We start from the raw sequence: 16747 nt of genomic DNA, 5'->3' as shown, positions 1-16747 counted from the left end.
AACACACCCATGGCCTCCGCCCTCACCGACAAACTCAGCCGCCTCGTCAAGGAAATCCGGGGCCAGGCCCGCATCACCGAATCCAATGTGGCCGACATGCTGCGCGAAGTGCGCATGGCCCTGCTGGAGGCGGACGTGGCCCTGCCGGTGGTGCGCGACTTCATCGCCCGCGTCAAGGATCAGGCCCTGGGCCAGGCCGTCATGGGCTCGCTCACGCCCGGTCAGGCCCTGGTGGGCATCGTCAACCGCGAACTCGCCGCCACCATGGGCGAGGGCGTGTCGGACATCAATCTGGCGGCCCAGCCGCCGGCCGTGATCCTCATGGCCGGCCTGCAGGGCGCGGGCAAGACCACCACTACGGCCAAGCTGGCGCGCCACCTGATCGACAAGCGCAAGAAGAAAGTGCTGACCGTCTCGGGCGACGTCTACCGTCCGGCGGCCATCGAGCAGCTCAAGACCGTGACGGCGCAGGCCGGCGCGGAGTGGTTCCCCAGCACGCCGGACCAGAAGCCGGCCGACATCGCGCGCGCCGCACTGGACCATGCGAAGAGGCATTTCTTCGACGTGCTGCTGGTCGACACGGCCGGTCGCCTGGCCATCGACGAGGCGCTGATGCGCGAGATCCGCGATCTGCACGCGGCGCTGAACCCGGTCGAGACACTGTTCGTGGTCGACGCCATGCAGGGCCAGGACGCGATCAACACGGCCAAGGCCTTCAAGGAGGCCCTGCCGCTGACCGGCATCATCCTGACCAAGACCGACGGCGATTCACGCGGCGGCGCGGCGCTGTCGGTGCGCGCCGTCACGGGTGTGCCCATCAAGTTCGCGGGCACGAGCGAGAAGATCGACGGGCTGGAGGTCTTCGACGCCCAGCGCCATGCGGGCCGCGTGCTGGGCATGGGCGATATCGTGGCCCTGGTCGAGCAGGTCACGGCCAACGTGGACATCGAGGCCGCGCAGAAGCTGGCCGCCAAGGTCAAGAGCGGCGAGGGCTTCGACCTCAACGACTTCCTGGCCCAGCTGCAGCAGATGAAGCAGATGGGTGGCCTGTCCAGCCTGATGGACAAGCTGCCGGCCCAGATGGCGGCCAAGGCGGGCCAGATGGACACGGACAAGGTCGAGCGCGACCTGCGCCGCAAGGAAGGCATCATCCAGAGCATGACCAGGCTGGAGCGCCGCAAGCCCGAGCTCATCAAGGCCACGCGCAAGCGCCGCATCGCCACCGGCGCCGGTGTGCAGGTTCAGGACGTCAACCGCCTGCTCAAGGAATTCGAGCAGATGCAGGAGATGATGAAGAAGATGAAGGGCGGCGGCATGATGAAGATGATGAAGCGCATGGGGGGCATGAAAGGCCTCCCGAAAATGCCCTTCTAGACGTCAGCCGTCACCGCCTCGCCGCGCAGGCTGTAGTGCATGGCGCTGGTGATGGTCACGTCGACCATCTGGCCGATCAGGCGCTGCGGCGCCTTGAAGTTCACCACGCGGTTGCATTCGGTGCGGCCCATCAGTTCCTCCGCGTCCCGTTTGGACGGCCCTTCCACCAGGATGCGCTGCACCGTGCCCAGGCGGCTGGCGCTGATCTGCTTGAGATGGGTTTCGATCACCGCTTGCAGTGTCTGCAGGCGCCGCAGCTTGACCTCGTGCGGCGTATCGTCGTGCAGGTTGGCCGCGGGGGTGCCCGGGCGCGGGCTGAAGATGAAGCTGAAGGAGTTGTCGAAGCCCACGTCCTCGATCAGCTTCATCATCCTGCTGAAATCTTCCTCTGTCTCACCCGGAAAGCCGACGATGAAGTCGCTGCTGATGGACATGCCGGGGCGGATGGCGCGCAGCTTGCGCACCGTGCTCTTGTATTCCATGGCGGTGTAGCCGCGTTTCATGGCCATCAGGATGCGGTCACTGCCGTGTTGCACCGGGAGATGCAGGTGGCTCACCAGCTTGGGCAGCTTCTCGTAGGCCGCGATCAACGAGGGCGTGAACTCGTTGGGATGGCTGGTGGTGTAGCGGATGCGCTCGATGCCGGGGATGTCAGCCACATACTCAAGCAGGGTGGCGAAGTCGGCCATCTCGCCGGATGTCCCCGCAACGCTCGCGTTGCTGCTCATCCGTGCGCGCCAAGCATTCACGTTCTGCCCCAGCAGATTGACTTCCTTGACCCCCTGGTCGGCCAGGCCGGCGATTTCCACCAGCACGTCCTCGAAGGGGCGGCTCACCTCCTCGCCGCGCGTGTAGGGCACCACGCAGTAGCTGCAGTACTTGGAGCAGCCCTCCATGATGCTGACAAAGGCGGTGCCGCCCTCCACCTTGGCGGGCGGCAGGTGATCGAATTTCTCGATCTCGGGGAAGCTGATGTCCACCTGCGGCCGGTTCTGTGCTTCACGTGCGTTCAGCAACTCGGGCAGGCGGTGCAGGGTCTGCGGGCCGAAGACCACGTCCACATAGGGCGCGCGGCGGATGATCTCGGCGCCTTCCTGGCTGGCGACACAACCGCCCACGCCTATCTTCACGCCCTTCTTTTTCAGGTGCTGCACACGGCCCAGGTCGGAGAACACTTTCTCCTGCGCTTTTTCGCGCACCGAGCAGGTGTTGAAGAGGATCAGGTCGGCTTCCTCCACGTCCTGCGTGGGTTCATAACCCTGGGCGGCGCCCAGGACGTCGGCCATCTTGTCCGAGTCGTACTCGTTCATCTGACAGCCGAAGGTCTTGATGAAAACTTTTTTGCTCATGGTGAGATCCTGAATGAGTGCGCTGCGACGGGTGGCATGGCGGCCGCCGTCTATCCGCGACGGCGGGCAAGAAGGGTCAGTACTGCGCAGGGGCCGGCTGGGCCGGCATGCCGGCGGCGGCCTCGCTGGCCGTGAGGACCCAGACCTCGTGCATCAGCCCCAGCGGATCGCGTGTGTAGCGCACCACCAGATCCTGTCCGAGCAGCGCGCCCGAGACGACCATCAGGTTGTTGCGGTCGCGGATGCGCGCGCCGGGCGCCAGGCGCGCCGGCTGGCCGTCCACCAGGACATCGGGCGGCGCCACGACGCGCAGCACGCCGCGCTGGGCCTTGGCGGAGATCGGGGGGATGCGCTGGGGCTCGGTCGTCTGGGCCGAGGCGCTGGCCGTGACCAGGTGCCCACCGAAGGCGAGGGCCAGGAGGACGCATCGGAGATGGAACGAAGGCAATGTTGAACAGCGGTTCATGGTGTTTATCCAGAGGCTGAAAGGATGACGTCGCAACAAAAAAGCCACTGTACACGGGCAGTGGCTTTGGGGGTAATTCTGGTGGTGATAGGTGGATTTGAACCACCGACATCAGCATTATGAATGCTGCGCTCTAACCAACTGAGCTATATCACCGACGGGGCAAATTATAGCGTTTTTTGCCGCCTCAGCAATTCCGGAAAACGGGCTTGCGCTTGTTGACAAAGGCGTCCATGCCTTCCTTCTGGTCGGCCGTGGCAAAGAGGGCGTGGAACAGGCGCCGCTCGAACATGACGCCATCGTTGAGCGAGCCCTCGAAGGCGCGGTTCACGGCTTCCTTGGCGGCCATCACGGCCACCTGCGAGTAATCGCAGATCATCAGGGCGGCCGCCAGCGTTTCCTCCATCAGCTTGTCCAGCGCCACGACCCGGCTGACCAGGCCGGCGCGCTCGGCCTCTGCCGCGTCCATCATGCGGCCCGTCAGCGCCATGTCCATGGCTTTGGCCTTGCCCACGGCGCGTGGCAGGCGTTGCGTGCCGCCGGCGCCGGGGATGACGCCCAGCTTGATCTCGGGCTGGCCGAAGCGGGCGTTGTCGGCGGCGATGATGAAGTCGCACATCATGGCCATCTCGCAGCCGCCCCCCAGGGCAAAACCGCTGACGGCGGCGATCACCGGCTTGCGGATGCTGCGCAGTGTTTCCCAGTTGCGCGTGATGTAGTCGCCCTTGTAGACGTCGGCGAAGCTGTAGCTGGCCATGGCGCCGATGTCGGCGCCAGCGGCAAAGGCTTTCTCGCTGCCGGTGATGACCATGCAGCCTATGGCCGCGTCGGCATCGAAGGCCTTGAGCGCTGCGCCCAGCTCGTCCATCAACTGGTCGTTCAGCGCATTGAGCTGCTTGGGACGGTTCAGGGTGATGAAACCGACCTTGCCGGCTTCGGTGCGGACCTGGATCATTTCGTAAGTCATGTGGATCTCCGTTGCAGATCAGTTGCTCCACCGCGCCGTGCACGACTCGCGACGCATGAGACGGTCTAACCGGGGAACGCCGTGGAACCGGCTTTGCCGGGCCACTGGCGTTGCCCCCTTGAGGGGGGAGGCGGCCCCAGGGCCGCCACGGGGGTGCTTCATTTCAGGCCTGCAGGAACATGCGGTAGGCCGGGTTGCGCGTTTCCTCCACGTAGGCATAGCCCAGCGTGGCCAGGAATTTGGCGAAAGCCTTGTCGTCGGTCTTGGGCACCTGGATGCCGACCAGGATGCGGCCATAGTCGGCCCCCTGGTTGCGGTAATGGAAGAGGCTGATGTTCCAGCCCGGGCGCATCAGGCTCAGGAACTTCATCAATGCGCCCGGCCGCTCCGGGAAGACGAAGCGCAGCAGGCGCTCGTCACGGGCCAGCTTGGAGTGGCCGCCCACCATGTGGCGGATGTGCTCCTGGGCCAGGTCGTCGTGTGTCAGGTCCAGCGCCGCGAAGCCATGTCGCTTGAAGTTGGCGGCGATCTTGCCGCTTTCGCCCGGGGTCGAGGTCGTGAGGCCGACGAAGACATGGGCCTGCTGGTCATCGCTGATGCGGTAACTGAACTCGGTCACATGGCGCGGCCCGCCGGGCAGGGCGCCGATCAGCTCGCAGAAGCGGCGGAAACTGCCGCGTTCCTCCGGGATGGTCACGGCGAACAGCGCCTCGCGCTCTTCGCCGACTTCCGCGCGCTCGGCCACGAAGCGCAGCCGGTCGAAGTTCATGTTGGCGCCGCACAGGATGGCGGCATAGGTCTGCCCCTTGGTCTTGTGCCTGGCGACGTACTGCTTGATGGCGGCCACGGCCAGCGCGCCGGCCGGCTCCACGATGGAGCGTGTGTCCACAAAAACGTCCTTGATGGCGGCGCAGACCGCGTCGGTGTCGACCTCGACGTAGTCGTCCACCAGCTTGCGCGTCAGGCGGAAGGTTTCCTCGCCCACCAGCTTGACGGCGGTGCCGTCGGAGAACAGGCCCACATCCTGCAGCGTGACGCGCTTGCCCGCGCGCACCGACTGGATCATGGCGTTGGAGTCGTTCATCTGCACGCCGATGATCTTGACCTCGGGCCGCACGGCCTTGATGTAGGCCGCCACGCCGCTGATCAGCCCGCCGCCGCCGATGGCCACGAAAACAGCGTCCAGCGGGCCCTGGTGCTGGCGCAGCATCTCCATGGCGATGGTGCCCTGGCCGGCGATCACGTCCGGATCATCAAAGGGGTGGACGAAGGTCAGCCCCTGTTTCTTCTGCAGTGTCAGGGCGTGGGTGTAGGCGTCGGAATAGCTGTCGCCGTGCAGGGCCACCTCACCCCCCAGCGCCTTGACGGCGTCGATCTTGAGCTGCGGTGTGGTCGTGGGCATCACGATCACGGCGCGGGTGCCCAGGCGGTGCGCGCCCAGCGCGACGCCCTGGGCATGGTTGCCGGCCGAGGCGCAGATCACCCCCCTCTTGAGCTCGTCTGGAGAGAGATGCGCCATCTTGTTGTAGGCGCCGCGCAGCTTGAAGCTGAACACCGCCTGCTGGTCCTCGCGCTTGAGCAGCACCTTGTTGTGCAGGCGGCGGCTCAAGGCCTTGGCGGGCTCGAAAGGCGACTCCACGGCCACGTCGTAGACGCGCGCGGTCAGGATTTTTTTCAGGTAATCGGCGGGCTGGAGAGGCTTGTTTTTCATGGGGACTGGCGGTGTGGGGATAATTTGCGCCAGACCCCCATTTTGACAAGGAACAGAACATGGAATGCACCGTCAGCTGGACCGGCGCCACCGGCGCGCGCTCCCACATGGGCTTCGTGGCCGAAACCGGCAGCGGCCACGTGCTGGTGATGGATGGCGCGCCCGACCCGGCCAAGCCCGAGAACGGCGGCCAGAACCTGGCCCCGCGCCCCATGGAGACCGTGCTGGCCGGCACGGGCGGCTGCACGGCCTACGACGTGGTGCTCATCCTCAAACGTGGCCGGCACGCCGTGCGCGGCTGCAGCGTCAAGCTCACGAGCGAGCGCGCCACGGAAGACCCCAAGGTCTTCACCAGGATCCACATGCACTTCACCGTGACCGGCAAGGGCATCCCGGCCGCCGCCGTGGAACGTGCCATCAAGATGAGCCACGAAAAATACTGCTCGGCCAGCATCATGCTGGGCAAGATGGCCGAGATCACGACCGGTTTCGAGGTATTGGAGGCCTGACAGGTTCATTGCCCTCACCCCCGCCCTCTCCCGGAGGGAGAGGGGGCCACAAGTCCGTTGGGTCTCTTTTCCCTCTCCCCCTGGGAGAGGGTCAGGGTGAGGGCTGCCCCACCTCTTTCTCAAACGTAATGCGCCGTGGTGGTCATCACCCTGGCCGCTGCACGCATCAGATCCTTCACCGGCCCGGGCAGCTCCATGGCCCCGGCCTTTTGCGCGTCCACGGCGTGACTCACCTCGTCGGCGGCCATCTGCGTCACGATGGCGCGCGAGGTCTGGTCGCCTGCGGGCAATCTGTCCATATGGCTCATCAGATGGGCTTCCACCTGCCGCTCGGTCTCGACCACGAAACCCAGGCTGACCGCGTTGCCCAGGCGGCCGGCCACCAGGCCGATGCCGAAGGCGCCGGCGTACCACAGCGGATTCAGCAGCGAAGTGCGCGAGCCCAGCTCATCCAGCCGCCGCTTCGTCCAGGCCAGGTGATCGGTTTCCTCGGCGCAGGCGCGCTTGAAATGCGCGCGCAGGGCCGGGTCGGGTGTGCTCAGGGCCTGGGCGGTGTAAAGCGCCTGGGCGCAGACCTCGCCTGCGTGGTTCACGCGCATCAGTGCGGCCGAAAGGCGCTTGTCCTCGTTCGTCAGTTCCCGGTCCGGGCTGGCCGGGCGGGGTGTGGGGTGTGTGGCGCGGGGCGGGGCAAACAGGGTGCGCAGGGCGGTGTCGGCGGCACTGAGCAAGGGATCGGGAAAATGAGGGTTCATGACAATCACTTGATGGCAAGAAGCGCCTTGATCTTTGCCCTCACCTGCGCCAGTACTTCCGCGTTGACGGCGCCTTTTCTTTTGGCATTCCGCACACGCCAGTCGAGGGACTTGACTTGATCGGAGAGGACAGCGCCTTGAATGCCGTCCACTTCGGCGAGGACTTCGAATGGATAACCCTTGATCCGGGTCGACAGGGGGCAGCAGATCATCAGTCCGGTCTTCTGGTTGTACGTGGCCGGGCTGACGACCAGCGCTGGCCTGTGGCCAGCCTGTTCATGGCCGGCTTGCGGGTCGAATGCCAGCCAGACAACATCACCGCATTCCGGCACGTAGCCGCGCGCGGTGGTCACAGCGATTCATTTCCCACGGCCCTGCCTGTGTCGGCTTCGTCATGAAGGTTGGCGGGGCTGATCCCGGACAGCAGGTCTTCAAGCTGGTACTCGATCGAATCCAGCGGCTCGATGATGAGCTTGCCGCCACGGGCCGTGATGCTCACTTTTTGGTCCAGGTTGAGCGAGGCCGCCTTGACCAGAGCCGCCGGCAGGCGCAAGGCGGGGCTGTTGCCCCATTTCTTGATGGTGGTTTCCATGATTTTCTTTGAAATGTGTCTACATTGTAGATACATTTGGCGGTATCGGCGGGGGGCGCCACCAGGGATGGGGGCGATGTTGCAGAGCCACAACGAAACCCGGTGCGAATCGGGAGGACTGGGGGTTTTTCCTTTGACCCGGCTATCGGGCTCTGGTGCAATACATGCAACTTCCTTGCTAGAGGAGGTTGGCCCGGGGATCCGGAAACTCCCTTCGGGACCCCTTGTTAAACCTTTGGAGAACTTTCAACATGAAAAAGACCCTGATTGCTGTGGCTGCCCTGGCTGCCACCGGCGCTTTCGCCCAGAACGTGACCGTGTCCGGCACCCTGGACGCCACCTACCGCTCGAGCAAGACCGAAACCACTGCCGGCACCACGGTTAACAGCACGCGTATCAGCAAGGACGGCCTCGGTACGACCGGCTTCACCCTGTCCGGTTCGGAAGATCTGGGTGGCGGCCTGAAGGCTGACTTCCTGGTGGAAACCAACTTCAACGCGGCCGACACCGCCACCGAAGGCAGCGGCGGCACCTACGGCACCGGCCAGTCCTTCGTCGGCGTGTCGGGCTCTTTCGGTTCCGTCAAGCTGGGCGCTCCGAACGCCCCCACCCTGACCGTCCAGGGCGCCCGTGGCGCCAGCTTCAGCACCAAGGACGCCGGCCGTGTCTCTCTGGGCGCTGGCGGCTACTCCACCCTGATGGGCCTGGCCGTGACCCGCTTCGACAGCTCGATCGGCTACACCTCGCCGAACTTCTCCGGCTTCAGCGTCGCCCTGCTCTACTCGCCCAAGTCTGACGATGGCACCACCCCCGTTGCCGGCGCCCTGTCCGACGTCGGCCTGTTCTATGCCAACGGCCCCATCGCCGCTGGCGTAAGCAAGTTCGCCCGCGAAATCGGTAGTGGTGGTACTGCTGGTGGCAGTGGTAACGCTGGTACCGCTACCGCAGCTGTTGGCTCCAAGAATGACCTGACCAGCTACTATGTGTCGTACGACTTCAAGTTCGCCAAGTTCACCCTGGGTGGTCACAGCTACAAGGCTACCGACGCGACTGGTACGGACACGGCTGATAACGCCGGCATGAACCTGGCTGCCGATGTGCCGCTGTCTTCCGCCCTGACCCTGACGGCCAACATCCAGAAGCTGGACGACAAGCTCGTCGGCAACGTGGACTCGACCATGACGGGCCTGGGTGTGCAGTACGCTCTGAGCAAGCGTTCGACCACCTACGCACGCTACATCATCGAGAAGGCCGACAACGGCGGTGCTGCTGTTGTCAAGGACGCCAGCCGCCTGCTGGTCGGCCTGCGCCACAACTTCTGATCTGACGCTGGCGCAAGCCAGTTGACGATTCGGAGCCAAAACCCTGCCGCGGCAACGCGGCAGGGTTTTTTCATTGTGCTTACGAGCAAGCTGAGCTCAAGGCCGATCTCATCAAATGGGTGGTCGGTCTGGCCTTGGCGCAATCAGGCTTGCTGGTAGGTATATTGCTCAAACTGGCCTGAACCCGTGGCTGGCCTGTGAGCGTGATGTAGGCGCCGATTACCGCCAGGTCTTTGGTGAAGAACCCGGCCGGCTGATCGGTGTGGCCGTCATGACCGACAGCGACAACACGCAATCACAGGCGCGTGCCTGGTATGGCCCGGTGGGGCTGGACGGCGCCTTGCTGGCACGCCAACCCTATTGAGACTTCCATGAATCACGACACACATCACATCCGTTCGCCCTGAGTTTGTCGAAGGGCCCTTCGATCCAGCTCAGGACAGGCTCGGCCCGAACGGGGGCCGCGCTACTGGGGTGTCAATGCAGGGCTGCGTTTCAAGCGCAACGCTTGTTGCGCGGCTTGTTCTTCATTTCTCCGGGGGCAGGCTCTTTCCAAGGATGTCAAGCGCCCGCTCGATGATGGCGCGGTCTGCGGTGTCCTTGTCCCGCAGCGTCTTCTTGGTCAGCAAAAGGCCCTGGAGTTTGAGGGTGCGTACCGGTATGCCGTCCAGATCGATCGTTTCGGCATACTGTTTGAGTTGGTCGTATGTCTGTCCGTTGGCGTTGAGCATCAGGTCGACGACAAAGGCATCGGCGACGCGGATGTTCCCGCCTTCCTCGAACCATTCGGGTTTCAAGTCCCGGGCTGCCTGGTCAGGCAGGACCATGAGTGCCTGCTTGACGCGCAGGCCTGCCTCGATGGTGGCGGGGACGACAACGTCAATGTCGGTCGTGGCACGCTGGTAACCATGGGCTGCCAGGGCATAGCCTCCGATCAGCAGATACTCCACTTCATGCGCGTTGAGTGAGCGAAGCAGCAGCTTCAGATCGTCCAGGGTGGCAGGACGACTGAACTCCTGCATCAGCCGCGTTCCATGGCCTGCCGTGCCATGCCTCTGGCCAGACACTCCAGCGCATGCCTGTTGGCTTCTTCATGGGAGGCGTAGCGATAGACCCCTTTGGGCACGAAAGTGCTGGGGGCCAGCCAGGCGATACTTTCGCTGAAACGGGCGCCTTCGGCCAGCAGGCTGCCGCTGGCCTGCCGGGACAATTCGGGTTCGCGTCGTTGGCCGACTGTCTTCATGGTGTCTGAAGTGTATCCCCGCCACGGGGCTGTCGCAAGCCGCCTCCGGCGCAGCGCTTGTTGCGCGGCTTGTTCTTCATTGCCTGGGAGCTGGTTGCAGGCGGTTGCCGCCGATGCGCAGGGCCACGCAGGTGGCCAGGATGTCCACGATCATCAGGTGCAGCCGGGTGAAATTTGCCAATTTGCCGTACGACAGCGAAAATCAGATCCATGGCAAACCCGTCGGTCGACCTGAGCCCTTTGCACAAGGCCCTTGCACAATTGGAGGAAGCCTTGACCTTCTGGCAACAGCAGCCGGACGATGCACTTTTGAAACGGCATTTGCGTTCTGCGGTGATCCAGTCATTTGAATTCAGCTACGAATTGTCGGTGCGCATGCTGCGCCGGGTCTTGATCGAACGGGTGGCCACGGCGGACGCGATCATCGACTTGTCCTTCAATGATCTGCTGAGGAAAGGAGCAGACGCCGGCTTGTTACCCGATGCACTGACTTGGCGCCGGTGGCGTGAAATGCGTAACGCCACCAGTCACACCTACGATGAGGCGCGTGCTGCCGAGGTGGCGGCGGCTGCCGCTCAGTTCTGGCCGGATGCCAAGAAGCTCGCGCTAGCGCTGGAGCGCAGCCTTGCCCGTTGAACTGATGCTGTCTGACGAGCATAAGCGCCTGGTGCGAGCCATCGTCCAGGGGGTTGTGCCGGGAGCCGTGTTCCGCGTGTTCGGGTCCCGCGCCACCGGGCAAGCGCGCCCGTTTTCCGATCTCGATCTGCTGATCCTGCAGCCATGGCGCTTGACCTGGGCGCAGCGTGCCGCATTGCGTGATGCCTTTGAGGCCAGTGAACTGCCTTATTGCGTCGATGTGGTGGAGGCCGGCGCCCTGCCGGCTGGCATGGCCGAACGCATACAGCAGGAGATGCTGGCGATCTGACGCCAGCCTCAGGCGTAGCGCTTGTTGCGCAGGTTGTTCTTCATTTCCTTGAGCATGGGCTGCAGGCGGTTGCCGCCGATACGCAGGGCCACGCAGGTGGCCAGGATGTCCACGATCATCAGGTGCAGCAGGCGCGAGACCATGGGGCTGTAGCGGTCATAACCTTCGGGGTGGTCGGCGGCCAGGTGGATGTGGCCGGCCAGGGCCAGTGGCGAACCGCTGGTGGTGATGACGATGGTGGTGGCGCCGTTCTTGCGCGCGATGTCGCAGGCGTCCATCAGGTCGCGGGTGCGACCGGAGTTGGAGATGATCACCATGCAGTCACCCGGTCCCATGAGCGAAGCGCTCATGACCTGCATGTGGCCATCGCTGTAGGCCACGGTGTTCACACCCAGGCGGAAGAACTTGTGCTGCGCGTCCAGCGCCACGATGCCCGAGTTACCCGCGCCGATGAACTCGATGCGCTTGCCGGTCTTGTAGGTCGCGGCCAGCACGACGGCGGCCTTGTCGATGGCGGCCGTGGAGGCGTTGTTGCGGTACTTGAGAAAGGCCGATACCGTGTTGTCGATCACCTTGACCACCACGTCGCTGGTCTTGTCGTCCACGTCCACGCTGCGGTGGATGAAGGGTACGCCTTCGCTGACGGTGCCGGCCAGCTTGAGCTTGAAGTCGGACAGGCCGTCGTAGCCCATGCTGCGGCAAAAACGCACGACGGTGGGCTTGCTCACATGCGAGCGGTCGGCCAGTTCGCTGACGGGCAGGTTGGCAAAGGCACGCGGATCGGCCAGGACAAGCTGGCCCACGCGCTGTTCGGCCGGGGCCAGCGAGGGGAGCGAAGCGCGGATGCGGTCGAGCATGGGTTCTCCAATAGTGCGTCTGATACTGCAACCTCGTTCGCGCTGAGCTTGTCGAAGCGCAACGCCAGCAAAACCAGGACTTCGACAAGCTCAGTCCGAACGGATGGGGTGAGATGTGCAGGTTACATGGATTGATGAGCAAGCGTAATTTTATTTCACTCATAATTCAAGGCATGAAACAACTCGATGCGCTGCGCCAGTTCACCACTGTGGTGGCCGATACGGGCGATTTCCACCAGCTGGTCGCCGTCCGGCCGCAGGATGCAACCACCAATCCCTCGCTCATCCTCAAGGCGGTGCAAAAACCGGCGTACCGCCCGCTGCTGCAAGAGACCGTGGCCCGGTTTCGCGGCCGGGCACGGGACGAGATCGTGGACCGCCTGCTGGTGCGCTTCGGCTGCGAGATCCTGGCATTGATCCCGGGCCGCGTTTCGACCGAAATCGACGCGCGCCTGAGCTTCGACGCGCCGGCCACGGTGGCGCGCGCCGAGCGCATCATCGAGCTCTACCAGGCCCAGGGTGTGCACATCGACCGCGTGCTGATCAAGATCGCCGCGACCTGGGAGGGCATCCAGGCGGCGGCGCAACTGGAGCGGCGCGGCATCCACACCAATCTCACGCTGCTGTTTTCCTTCTCGCAGGCCGTGGCTTGCGGGCAGGCCAAGGTGCAGCTGGTCTCCCCCTTTGTCGGTCGCATCTATGACTGGTACAAGAAAACCGCAGGCAGCGCCTGGGACGAGACGGCGAACAGCGGCGCCAAAGACCCGGGTGTGCAGTCTGTGCGCGCCATCTACAACCATTACAAGCGCCATGGCATTGCCACCGAGGTCATGGGCGCGAGTTTTCGCAACACGGGCCAGATCGTGGCGCTGGCGGGCTGCGACCTGCTGACCATTGCGCCCGAATTGTTGGCCCAGCTGGCTGTCGCCGAGGGACCGGTGACGCGCGCCCTGGACGCGCAGGCCGCGCGCAGTCTGGATTTGCCGGCCGTGCAGTACGACGAAGCGGGTTTCCGCTACGCGCTCAATGAGGACGCCATGGCCACCGAGAAACTGGCCGAGGGCATCCGGGCCTTTGCCGTGGACACGGCCAAGCTCGAACAACTGATCCTGGCGGCCTGAATGAGTATGCGCCTGCGTTGTGACCGCACCCCGGCCTGGGGTGTGTTGCGTCGGCTGTTCGAGACCCGGGGCCGCACCCTGGACCTGCGTCAGGTCTTTGCGACCGATCCAGGCCGCTTCGAGCGGCTGACCCTGCAAGCGCCTCATGTTTTTGCCGATCTGTCCAAGAACCTGGTCGATGAAACCCTGCAGGCTGCACTGACCGAGCTGGCGCGGCAATGCGGGGTGGCTGCGCACCGCGACGCCCTGTTCAGCGGCCAGCATGTCAACAGCACCGAAGACCGCGCCGCGATGCACTGGCTGCTACGCCAGCCTGTGGCTGATGCCCAGGCCCTGCCACTGCCGGTGCAGGTCGAGCTGCGGCAGGTCCACGCCGTGCTCGACGCCATGCTGGCTTATGCCCAGGCCGTGCGTGAGGACGTGGCCATCACCGACGTGGTGAACATCGGCATCGGCGGTTCCGATCTGGGGCCGCAGATGGCCGTGCTGGCCCTGGACGAGTTTGCCGACCAAGGGAAGCGCTACCACTTCGTCTCCAGCGTGGACGGGCATGAGCTCAGCCAGGTGCTGCGCCGGGTGCGGCCGGAGAGCACCTTGTTCCTGGTGGCTTCCAAGTCCTTCACCACGCTGGAAACCATGACCAACGCCCGCTCGGCCAAGGCCTGGTTCCAGGCGCAGGGTGGTCGCGATATCGCACGCCATTTCTGCGCGTTGACCAGCAATGTGCAGGCAGCAGCCGAATTCGGTATCAGCACCACCTTCGGTTTCCGGGACTGGGTGGGCGGGCGTTATTCCATGTGGTCGGCGATCGGCTTGCCGATCGCCATTGCCATCGGGCCGCAGCACTTCCGCGAACTGCTGGCGGGCGCGCACGCCATGGACGCGCATTTCCGGACCGCACCGCTGGAGCGCAACCTGCCGGTGCAGCTGGCGCTGCTGGACCTCTGGCACCGCAATTTCCATGGTTTCAGCAGCCGCAGTGTGGCGCCGTACCACAGCGGCCTGCGCCGCATGCAGGCCTACTTGCAGCAGCTGGAGATGGAGAGCAACGGCAAGCGCGTGGACGAGACCGGGCAGGCCCTGCCCTACGCAACCTCGCCCGTGATCTGGGGCGAGCCGGCCGCCAATGGCCAGCACGCCTATTTCCAGATGCTGCACCAGGGCAGCGATGTCATTCCGGTCGAGTTCATCGCGGTGAAGAGGGTGGCGCATGAGCTGCCAGAACACCACCTCAAGCTGCTGGCCAACGGCCTGGCCCAGGCCCAGGCCCTGATGCTGGGGCAGGCCGATCCTGGTGGCCATCGCCACATGCCGGGCAACCGGCCCAGCACCTTCCTGGTTCTGGAAGAACTCACGCCGGCCAGTCTGGGGGCGCTGATCGCGCTCTACGAGCACCGCGTTTTCGTGGCCGGCTCGCTCTGGGGCATCAACAGTTTCGATCAGTGGGGTGTCGAGCTCGGCAAGGTCCTGGCCAAGGCCATCGAGCCGCGCCTGGAGAGTGGCGACACCACCGGCCTGGACGCATCAACGGCCGGCTTGCTCAAACGCCTGCGCAGTTGAGCATGGAAGTGTCAATCTCGCCTCCAGACCACCATCGCTCCTCTGCAGCAATTCGAACGATCCGCCGAAGCGCTCGGCAATGGCGGCAACGATGGACAAGCCCAGTCCGCTGCCTCGACCTGATCCGCGCCGCCAGAAGCGCTGCGTCGCCAGCGCCAGTTCGTCATCGCTGAGTCCCGGCCCGCGATCGAACACGTGAAAACTGATTGTTTCCGGCGAGCGACGTATCTCCAGCCTGACGCTGTTGGCGGCAGGGGAGTGGCGCAAGGCGTTGTCAAGCAGGTTGCGCAGTGCGGTGACTGCCAGCGCCTGGGGCAGCGCCAGTTCGGCGCGGTTGCCGTCGCTGTCCAGCGCGATCTGCTCAGGCGCATCGGGTACTGCGTCGCGCATCGCGAGGCGGGCTACTTCGTGGGCCTCTGCGACGCGCCCGTCATCCCAGGAAAAAGCGCCTTCCACTTCTGACAGCGTCAGCAGTTGAGAGAGCGTGCGCTGAAGCCGCGCCACGCCCTCTTCAGCGTAATCCATGGCCTCTTCGGTGTCCTTGCCGCGGGTAATGCGCGCGACCTGAAGATGGGTCTTGATCGCGGTGAGCGGCGTGCGTAATTCATGCGCAGCATCGCTGGTGAAGCGGCGTTCGCGGCGGATCGTCACGTTCATCCGCCCCAGCAGATGGTTCAGGGTATTGACCAGCGGCAGCAAGTCGCGCGACATGGGTTTGTCTGGAATCGGTGTCAAAGTCTCCGCCGTACGGCTGGCCAGCGCCTGCCGCAGGCGCTCCAGCGGCAGCAAGCCGCTTCCCACACCGAACCACAGCACCGCCAGGCTGCCCACCAGGGCGACGACAAAGGGCACTGCCGCCGCAAGCATCACATTGCCCAGCAGCGTATCACGCTCGTTCAGGCGATCGGACGTGGTGACCCGCAAACCGTGTGATTCCAGGGTGTAGCTGCGCCAGTGTTCTCCCCTGATTTCGCGGTCGAAAAAGCCGAGGGCCGACGCGGCTGTCGCCATCGCCTCGGGCACGGCGCCCGGTGTACGCGCGATCACTTCGCCACGCAGCGATACCTGGCATGCCAGGCCTTTTGCCGCCGCCGGCAGGCTCAACGTCGATGCGCCCGCTTTCCCGGTGCGGCCATCCCAGGCGGCGGGGTTTTGCGACATCAGCCCGGCCACCATGTGCGCCGACATGGCAAGCCGCTGGTCCAGGGTGCGGTGCATTTCCTTGTCCAGACCGTGCAGCATCCAGAGCGCGACTGCGCCCCACAGCAGGATCATCGAGATGCCGATCATCAGCAACAAGCGCAGCCTGAGTGTCATGCTTTCCCCGCACTGAACCGGTAACCCATGCCACGCACCGTTTCGATCACATCGGCCCCCAGCTTGCGCCGCAAATGATGGATATGCACACTGAGGGCGTTGCTTTCGATCTCTTCACTGAAATCGTAAAGGCTGTCTTTCAGCTGGTCGGGGCTCAGGATGCGTCCACCCGCATGCAGCAGGGCGGCCAGCAGCGCCAGTTCGCGCCGTGACAAAGCGACGGCGCGTCCGTGCAGGGAGACTTCGCCGCTGGCCGGATCAAGGCGCAGCGGGCCGTGCTCGATGACATCGACGCTGCGTCCGGCGGCGCGGCGCAGCAAGGCTTGCAGGCGGGCCACCAGCTCGTTGAGGTCGAAAGGCTTGAGGAGATAGTCGTCCGCGCCGGCGCGCAGCCCGGCCACGCGGTCTTCGACGGCGTCGCGCGCGGTCAGTATCAACACGGGCAGCGCCATGCCATGGGCCCGCAAGCGCTGCAGCAGGCGCATGCCGTCCTCGTCGGGCAGCCCGAGATCGAGAATCACCACGTCACAATGCACCGCCGACAGGGCGGCCTCGGCCTGTACCGAAGTGCGCACACCATCGACCGTCAAACCGTGCGCGCGCAGGCCGGCCAGGATGCCGTGCGCAATCAGTTCATCATCTTCAATCAGCAACACGCGCATGGCCTGTCCTCCATGCCAGA

General features: G+C 64.6%; 20 protein-coding genes and 1 tRNA gene. 8 read left to right on the top strand and 13 right to left on the bottom strand.

All coding sequences use genetic code 11. The annotated features are described in order from the left end of the window. The first annotated feature begins 9 nt into the window (after positions 1-9). Positions 10-1374 (top strand): signal recognition particle protein, encoded by a 1365-nt coding sequence (gene ffh / locus ACYVH8_RS06260; RefSeq protein WP_460488019.1) that lies wholly within the window; start codon positions 10-12, stop codon positions 1372-1374. On the opposite strand, the gene miaB is transcribed toward ffh, so the two are convergent. From miaB to ilvA, 5 genes are all read right to left on the bottom strand, one after another. Then, on the bottom strand, positions 1371-2723 hold the full coding sequence (gene miaB, locus ACYVH8_RS06255) for a tRNA (N6-isopentenyl adenosine(37)-C2)-methylthiotransferase MiaB (RefSeq protein ID WP_460488018.1): 1353 nt from the start codon (positions 2721-2723) through the stop codon (positions 1371-1373). The two genes, ffh and miaB, sit on opposite strands and share 4 nt — an antisense overlap. Before the next feature lie 76 nt (positions 2724-2799). After that, the gene (locus ACYVH8_RS06250; protein ID WP_460488017.1) at positions 2800-3189 is read right to left on the bottom strand and encodes a hypothetical protein; all 390 of its coding nucleotides are present in this window, start codon (positions 3187-3189) and stop codon (positions 2800-2802) included. 79 nt (positions 3190-3268) lie between these two features. Continuing rightward, positions 3269-3345: transfer RNA gene (locus tag ACYVH8_RS06245), tRNA-Met, on the bottom strand. 31 nt (positions 3346-3376) lie between these two features. Then, entirely contained in the window at positions 3377-4156 is a 780-nt protein-coding gene (locus ACYVH8_RS06240) for an enoyl-CoA hydratase (RefSeq protein ID WP_460488016.1), read from the bottom strand. Between the two features lie 163 nt (positions 4157-4319). Further along, the gene (gene ilvA / locus ACYVH8_RS06235; protein ID WP_460488015.1) at positions 4320-5867 is read right to left on the bottom strand and encodes a threonine ammonia-lyase, biosynthetic; all 1548 of its coding nucleotides are present in this window, start codon (positions 5865-5867) and stop codon (positions 4320-4322) included. Between the two features lie 59 nt (positions 5868-5926). On the opposite strand from ilvA, the gene ACYVH8_RS06230 reads away from it, so the two are divergent. Further along, positions 5927-6376, top strand: coding sequence for an OsmC family protein (locus ACYVH8_RS06230; RefSeq protein WP_460488014.1), 450 nt, complete (start codon positions 5927-5929; stop codon positions 6374-6376). Positions 6377-6495: 119 nt separating this feature from the next. Here ACYVH8_RS06230 and coq7 read toward each other — a convergent pair whose 3' ends face one another. Genes coq7 through ACYVH8_RS06215 form a run of 3 tightly spaced genes read right to left on the bottom strand, consistent with a single transcriptional unit; the run spans position 6496 to position 7720 of the window. Further along, a complete protein-coding gene (coq7, locus tag ACYVH8_RS06225) occupies positions 6496-7128 on the bottom strand; it encodes a 2-polyprenyl-3-methyl-6-methoxy-1,4-benzoquinone monooxygenase (RefSeq protein ID WP_460488013.1) in 633 nt (210 codons plus the stop codon). 5 nt (positions 7129-7133) lie between these two features. Further along, a complete protein-coding gene (gene mazF / locus ACYVH8_RS06220; RefSeq protein ID WP_460488012.1) occupies positions 7134-7481 on the bottom strand; it encodes an endoribonuclease MazF in 348 nt (115 codons plus the stop codon). Further along, positions 7478-7720 carry an AbrB/MazE/SpoVT family DNA-binding domain-containing protein gene (locus tag ACYVH8_RS06215; protein WP_460488011.1) on the bottom strand — a complete coding sequence of 81 codons (243 nt, stop codon included), beginning with the start codon at positions 7718-7720 and terminating at the stop codon, positions 7478-7480. The genes mazF and ACYVH8_RS06215 overlap by 4 nt, the downstream gene beginning before the upstream one ends. Positions 7721-7971: 251 nt before the next feature. Here ACYVH8_RS06215 and ACYVH8_RS06210 point away from each other — a divergent pair, with 251 nt between their 5' ends. Beyond that, the gene (locus tag ACYVH8_RS06210; protein WP_460488010.1) at positions 7972-9042 is read left to right on the top strand and encodes a porin; all 1071 of its coding nucleotides are present in this window, start codon (positions 7972-7974) and stop codon (positions 9040-9042) included. A 115-nt stretch (positions 9043-9157) separates the two neighbouring features. Beyond that, entirely contained in the window at positions 9158-9406 is a 249-nt protein-coding gene (locus ACYVH8_RS06205; protein WP_460488009.1) for a DUF3047 domain-containing protein, read from the top strand. A gap of 163 nt (positions 9407-9569) precedes the next feature. Here the strand turns inward: ACYVH8_RS06205 and ACYVH8_RS06200 are convergent, their stop codons facing one another. Then, positions 9570-10064, bottom strand: coding sequence for a hypothetical protein (locus ACYVH8_RS06200; protein ID WP_460488008.1), 495 nt, complete (start codon positions 10062-10064; stop codon positions 9570-9572). Further along, positions 10064-10285: a hypothetical protein gene (locus ACYVH8_RS06195; RefSeq protein ID WP_460488007.1), complete on the bottom strand. Its 222-nt coding sequence runs from the start codon at positions 10283-10285 to the stop codon at positions 10064-10066. Before ACYVH8_RS06195 ends, ACYVH8_RS06200 begins: the two co-directional genes overlap by 1 nt. Before the next feature lie 210 nt (positions 10286-10495). Here ACYVH8_RS06195 and ACYVH8_RS06190 point away from each other — a divergent pair, with 210 nt between their 5' ends. Next, positions 10496-10921 carry an HI0074 family nucleotidyltransferase substrate-binding subunit gene (locus ACYVH8_RS06190; RefSeq protein WP_460488006.1) on the top strand — a complete coding sequence of 142 codons (426 nt, stop codon included), beginning with the start codon at positions 10496-10498 and terminating at the stop codon, positions 10919-10921. Next, positions 10911-11210, top strand: a complete 300-nt coding sequence (locus ACYVH8_RS06185; RefSeq protein ID WP_460488005.1) for a nucleotidyltransferase family protein — start codon at positions 10911-10913, stop codon at positions 11208-11210. The genes ACYVH8_RS06190 and ACYVH8_RS06185 overlap by 11 nt, the downstream gene beginning before the upstream one ends. Before the next feature lie 8 nt (positions 11211-11218). Here the strand turns inward: ACYVH8_RS06185 and ACYVH8_RS06180 are convergent, their stop codons facing one another. After that, entirely contained in the window at positions 11219-12067 is an 849-nt protein-coding gene (locus tag ACYVH8_RS06180; protein ID WP_460488004.1) for a MurR/RpiR family transcriptional regulator, read from the bottom strand. 173 nt (positions 12068-12240) lie between these two features. Between ACYVH8_RS06180 and tal the strand changes: the two genes are divergently transcribed. Further along, the gene (gene tal, locus ACYVH8_RS06175; RefSeq protein ID WP_460488003.1) at positions 12241-13188 is read left to right on the top strand and encodes a transaldolase; all 948 of its coding nucleotides are present in this window, start codon (positions 12241-12243) and stop codon (positions 13186-13188) included. After that, positions 13189-14748: a glucose-6-phosphate isomerase gene (gene pgi, locus ACYVH8_RS06170; RefSeq protein WP_460488002.1), complete on the top strand. Its 1560-nt coding sequence runs from the start codon at positions 13189-13191 to the stop codon at positions 14746-14748. Here the strand turns inward: pgi and ACYVH8_RS06165 are convergent. Beyond that, on the bottom strand, positions 14713-16065 hold the full coding sequence (locus ACYVH8_RS06165; RefSeq protein WP_460488001.1) for an ATP-binding protein: 1353 nt from the start codon (positions 16063-16065) through the stop codon (positions 14713-14715). The two genes, pgi and ACYVH8_RS06165, sit on opposite strands and share 36 nt — an antisense overlap. Beyond that, positions 16062-16727 carry a response regulator gene (locus tag ACYVH8_RS06160; RefSeq protein ID WP_460488000.1) on the bottom strand — a complete coding sequence of 222 codons (666 nt, stop codon included), beginning with the start codon at positions 16725-16727 and terminating at the stop codon, positions 16062-16064. Before ACYVH8_RS06160 ends, ACYVH8_RS06165 begins: the two co-directional genes overlap by 4 nt. Positions 16728-16747: the final 20 nt, after the last annotated feature.

The sequence above is a fragment of the Curvibacter fontanus genome, from assembly GCF_054780335.1.
This window is presented reverse-complemented; position numbering and strand designations above follow the sequence as displayed.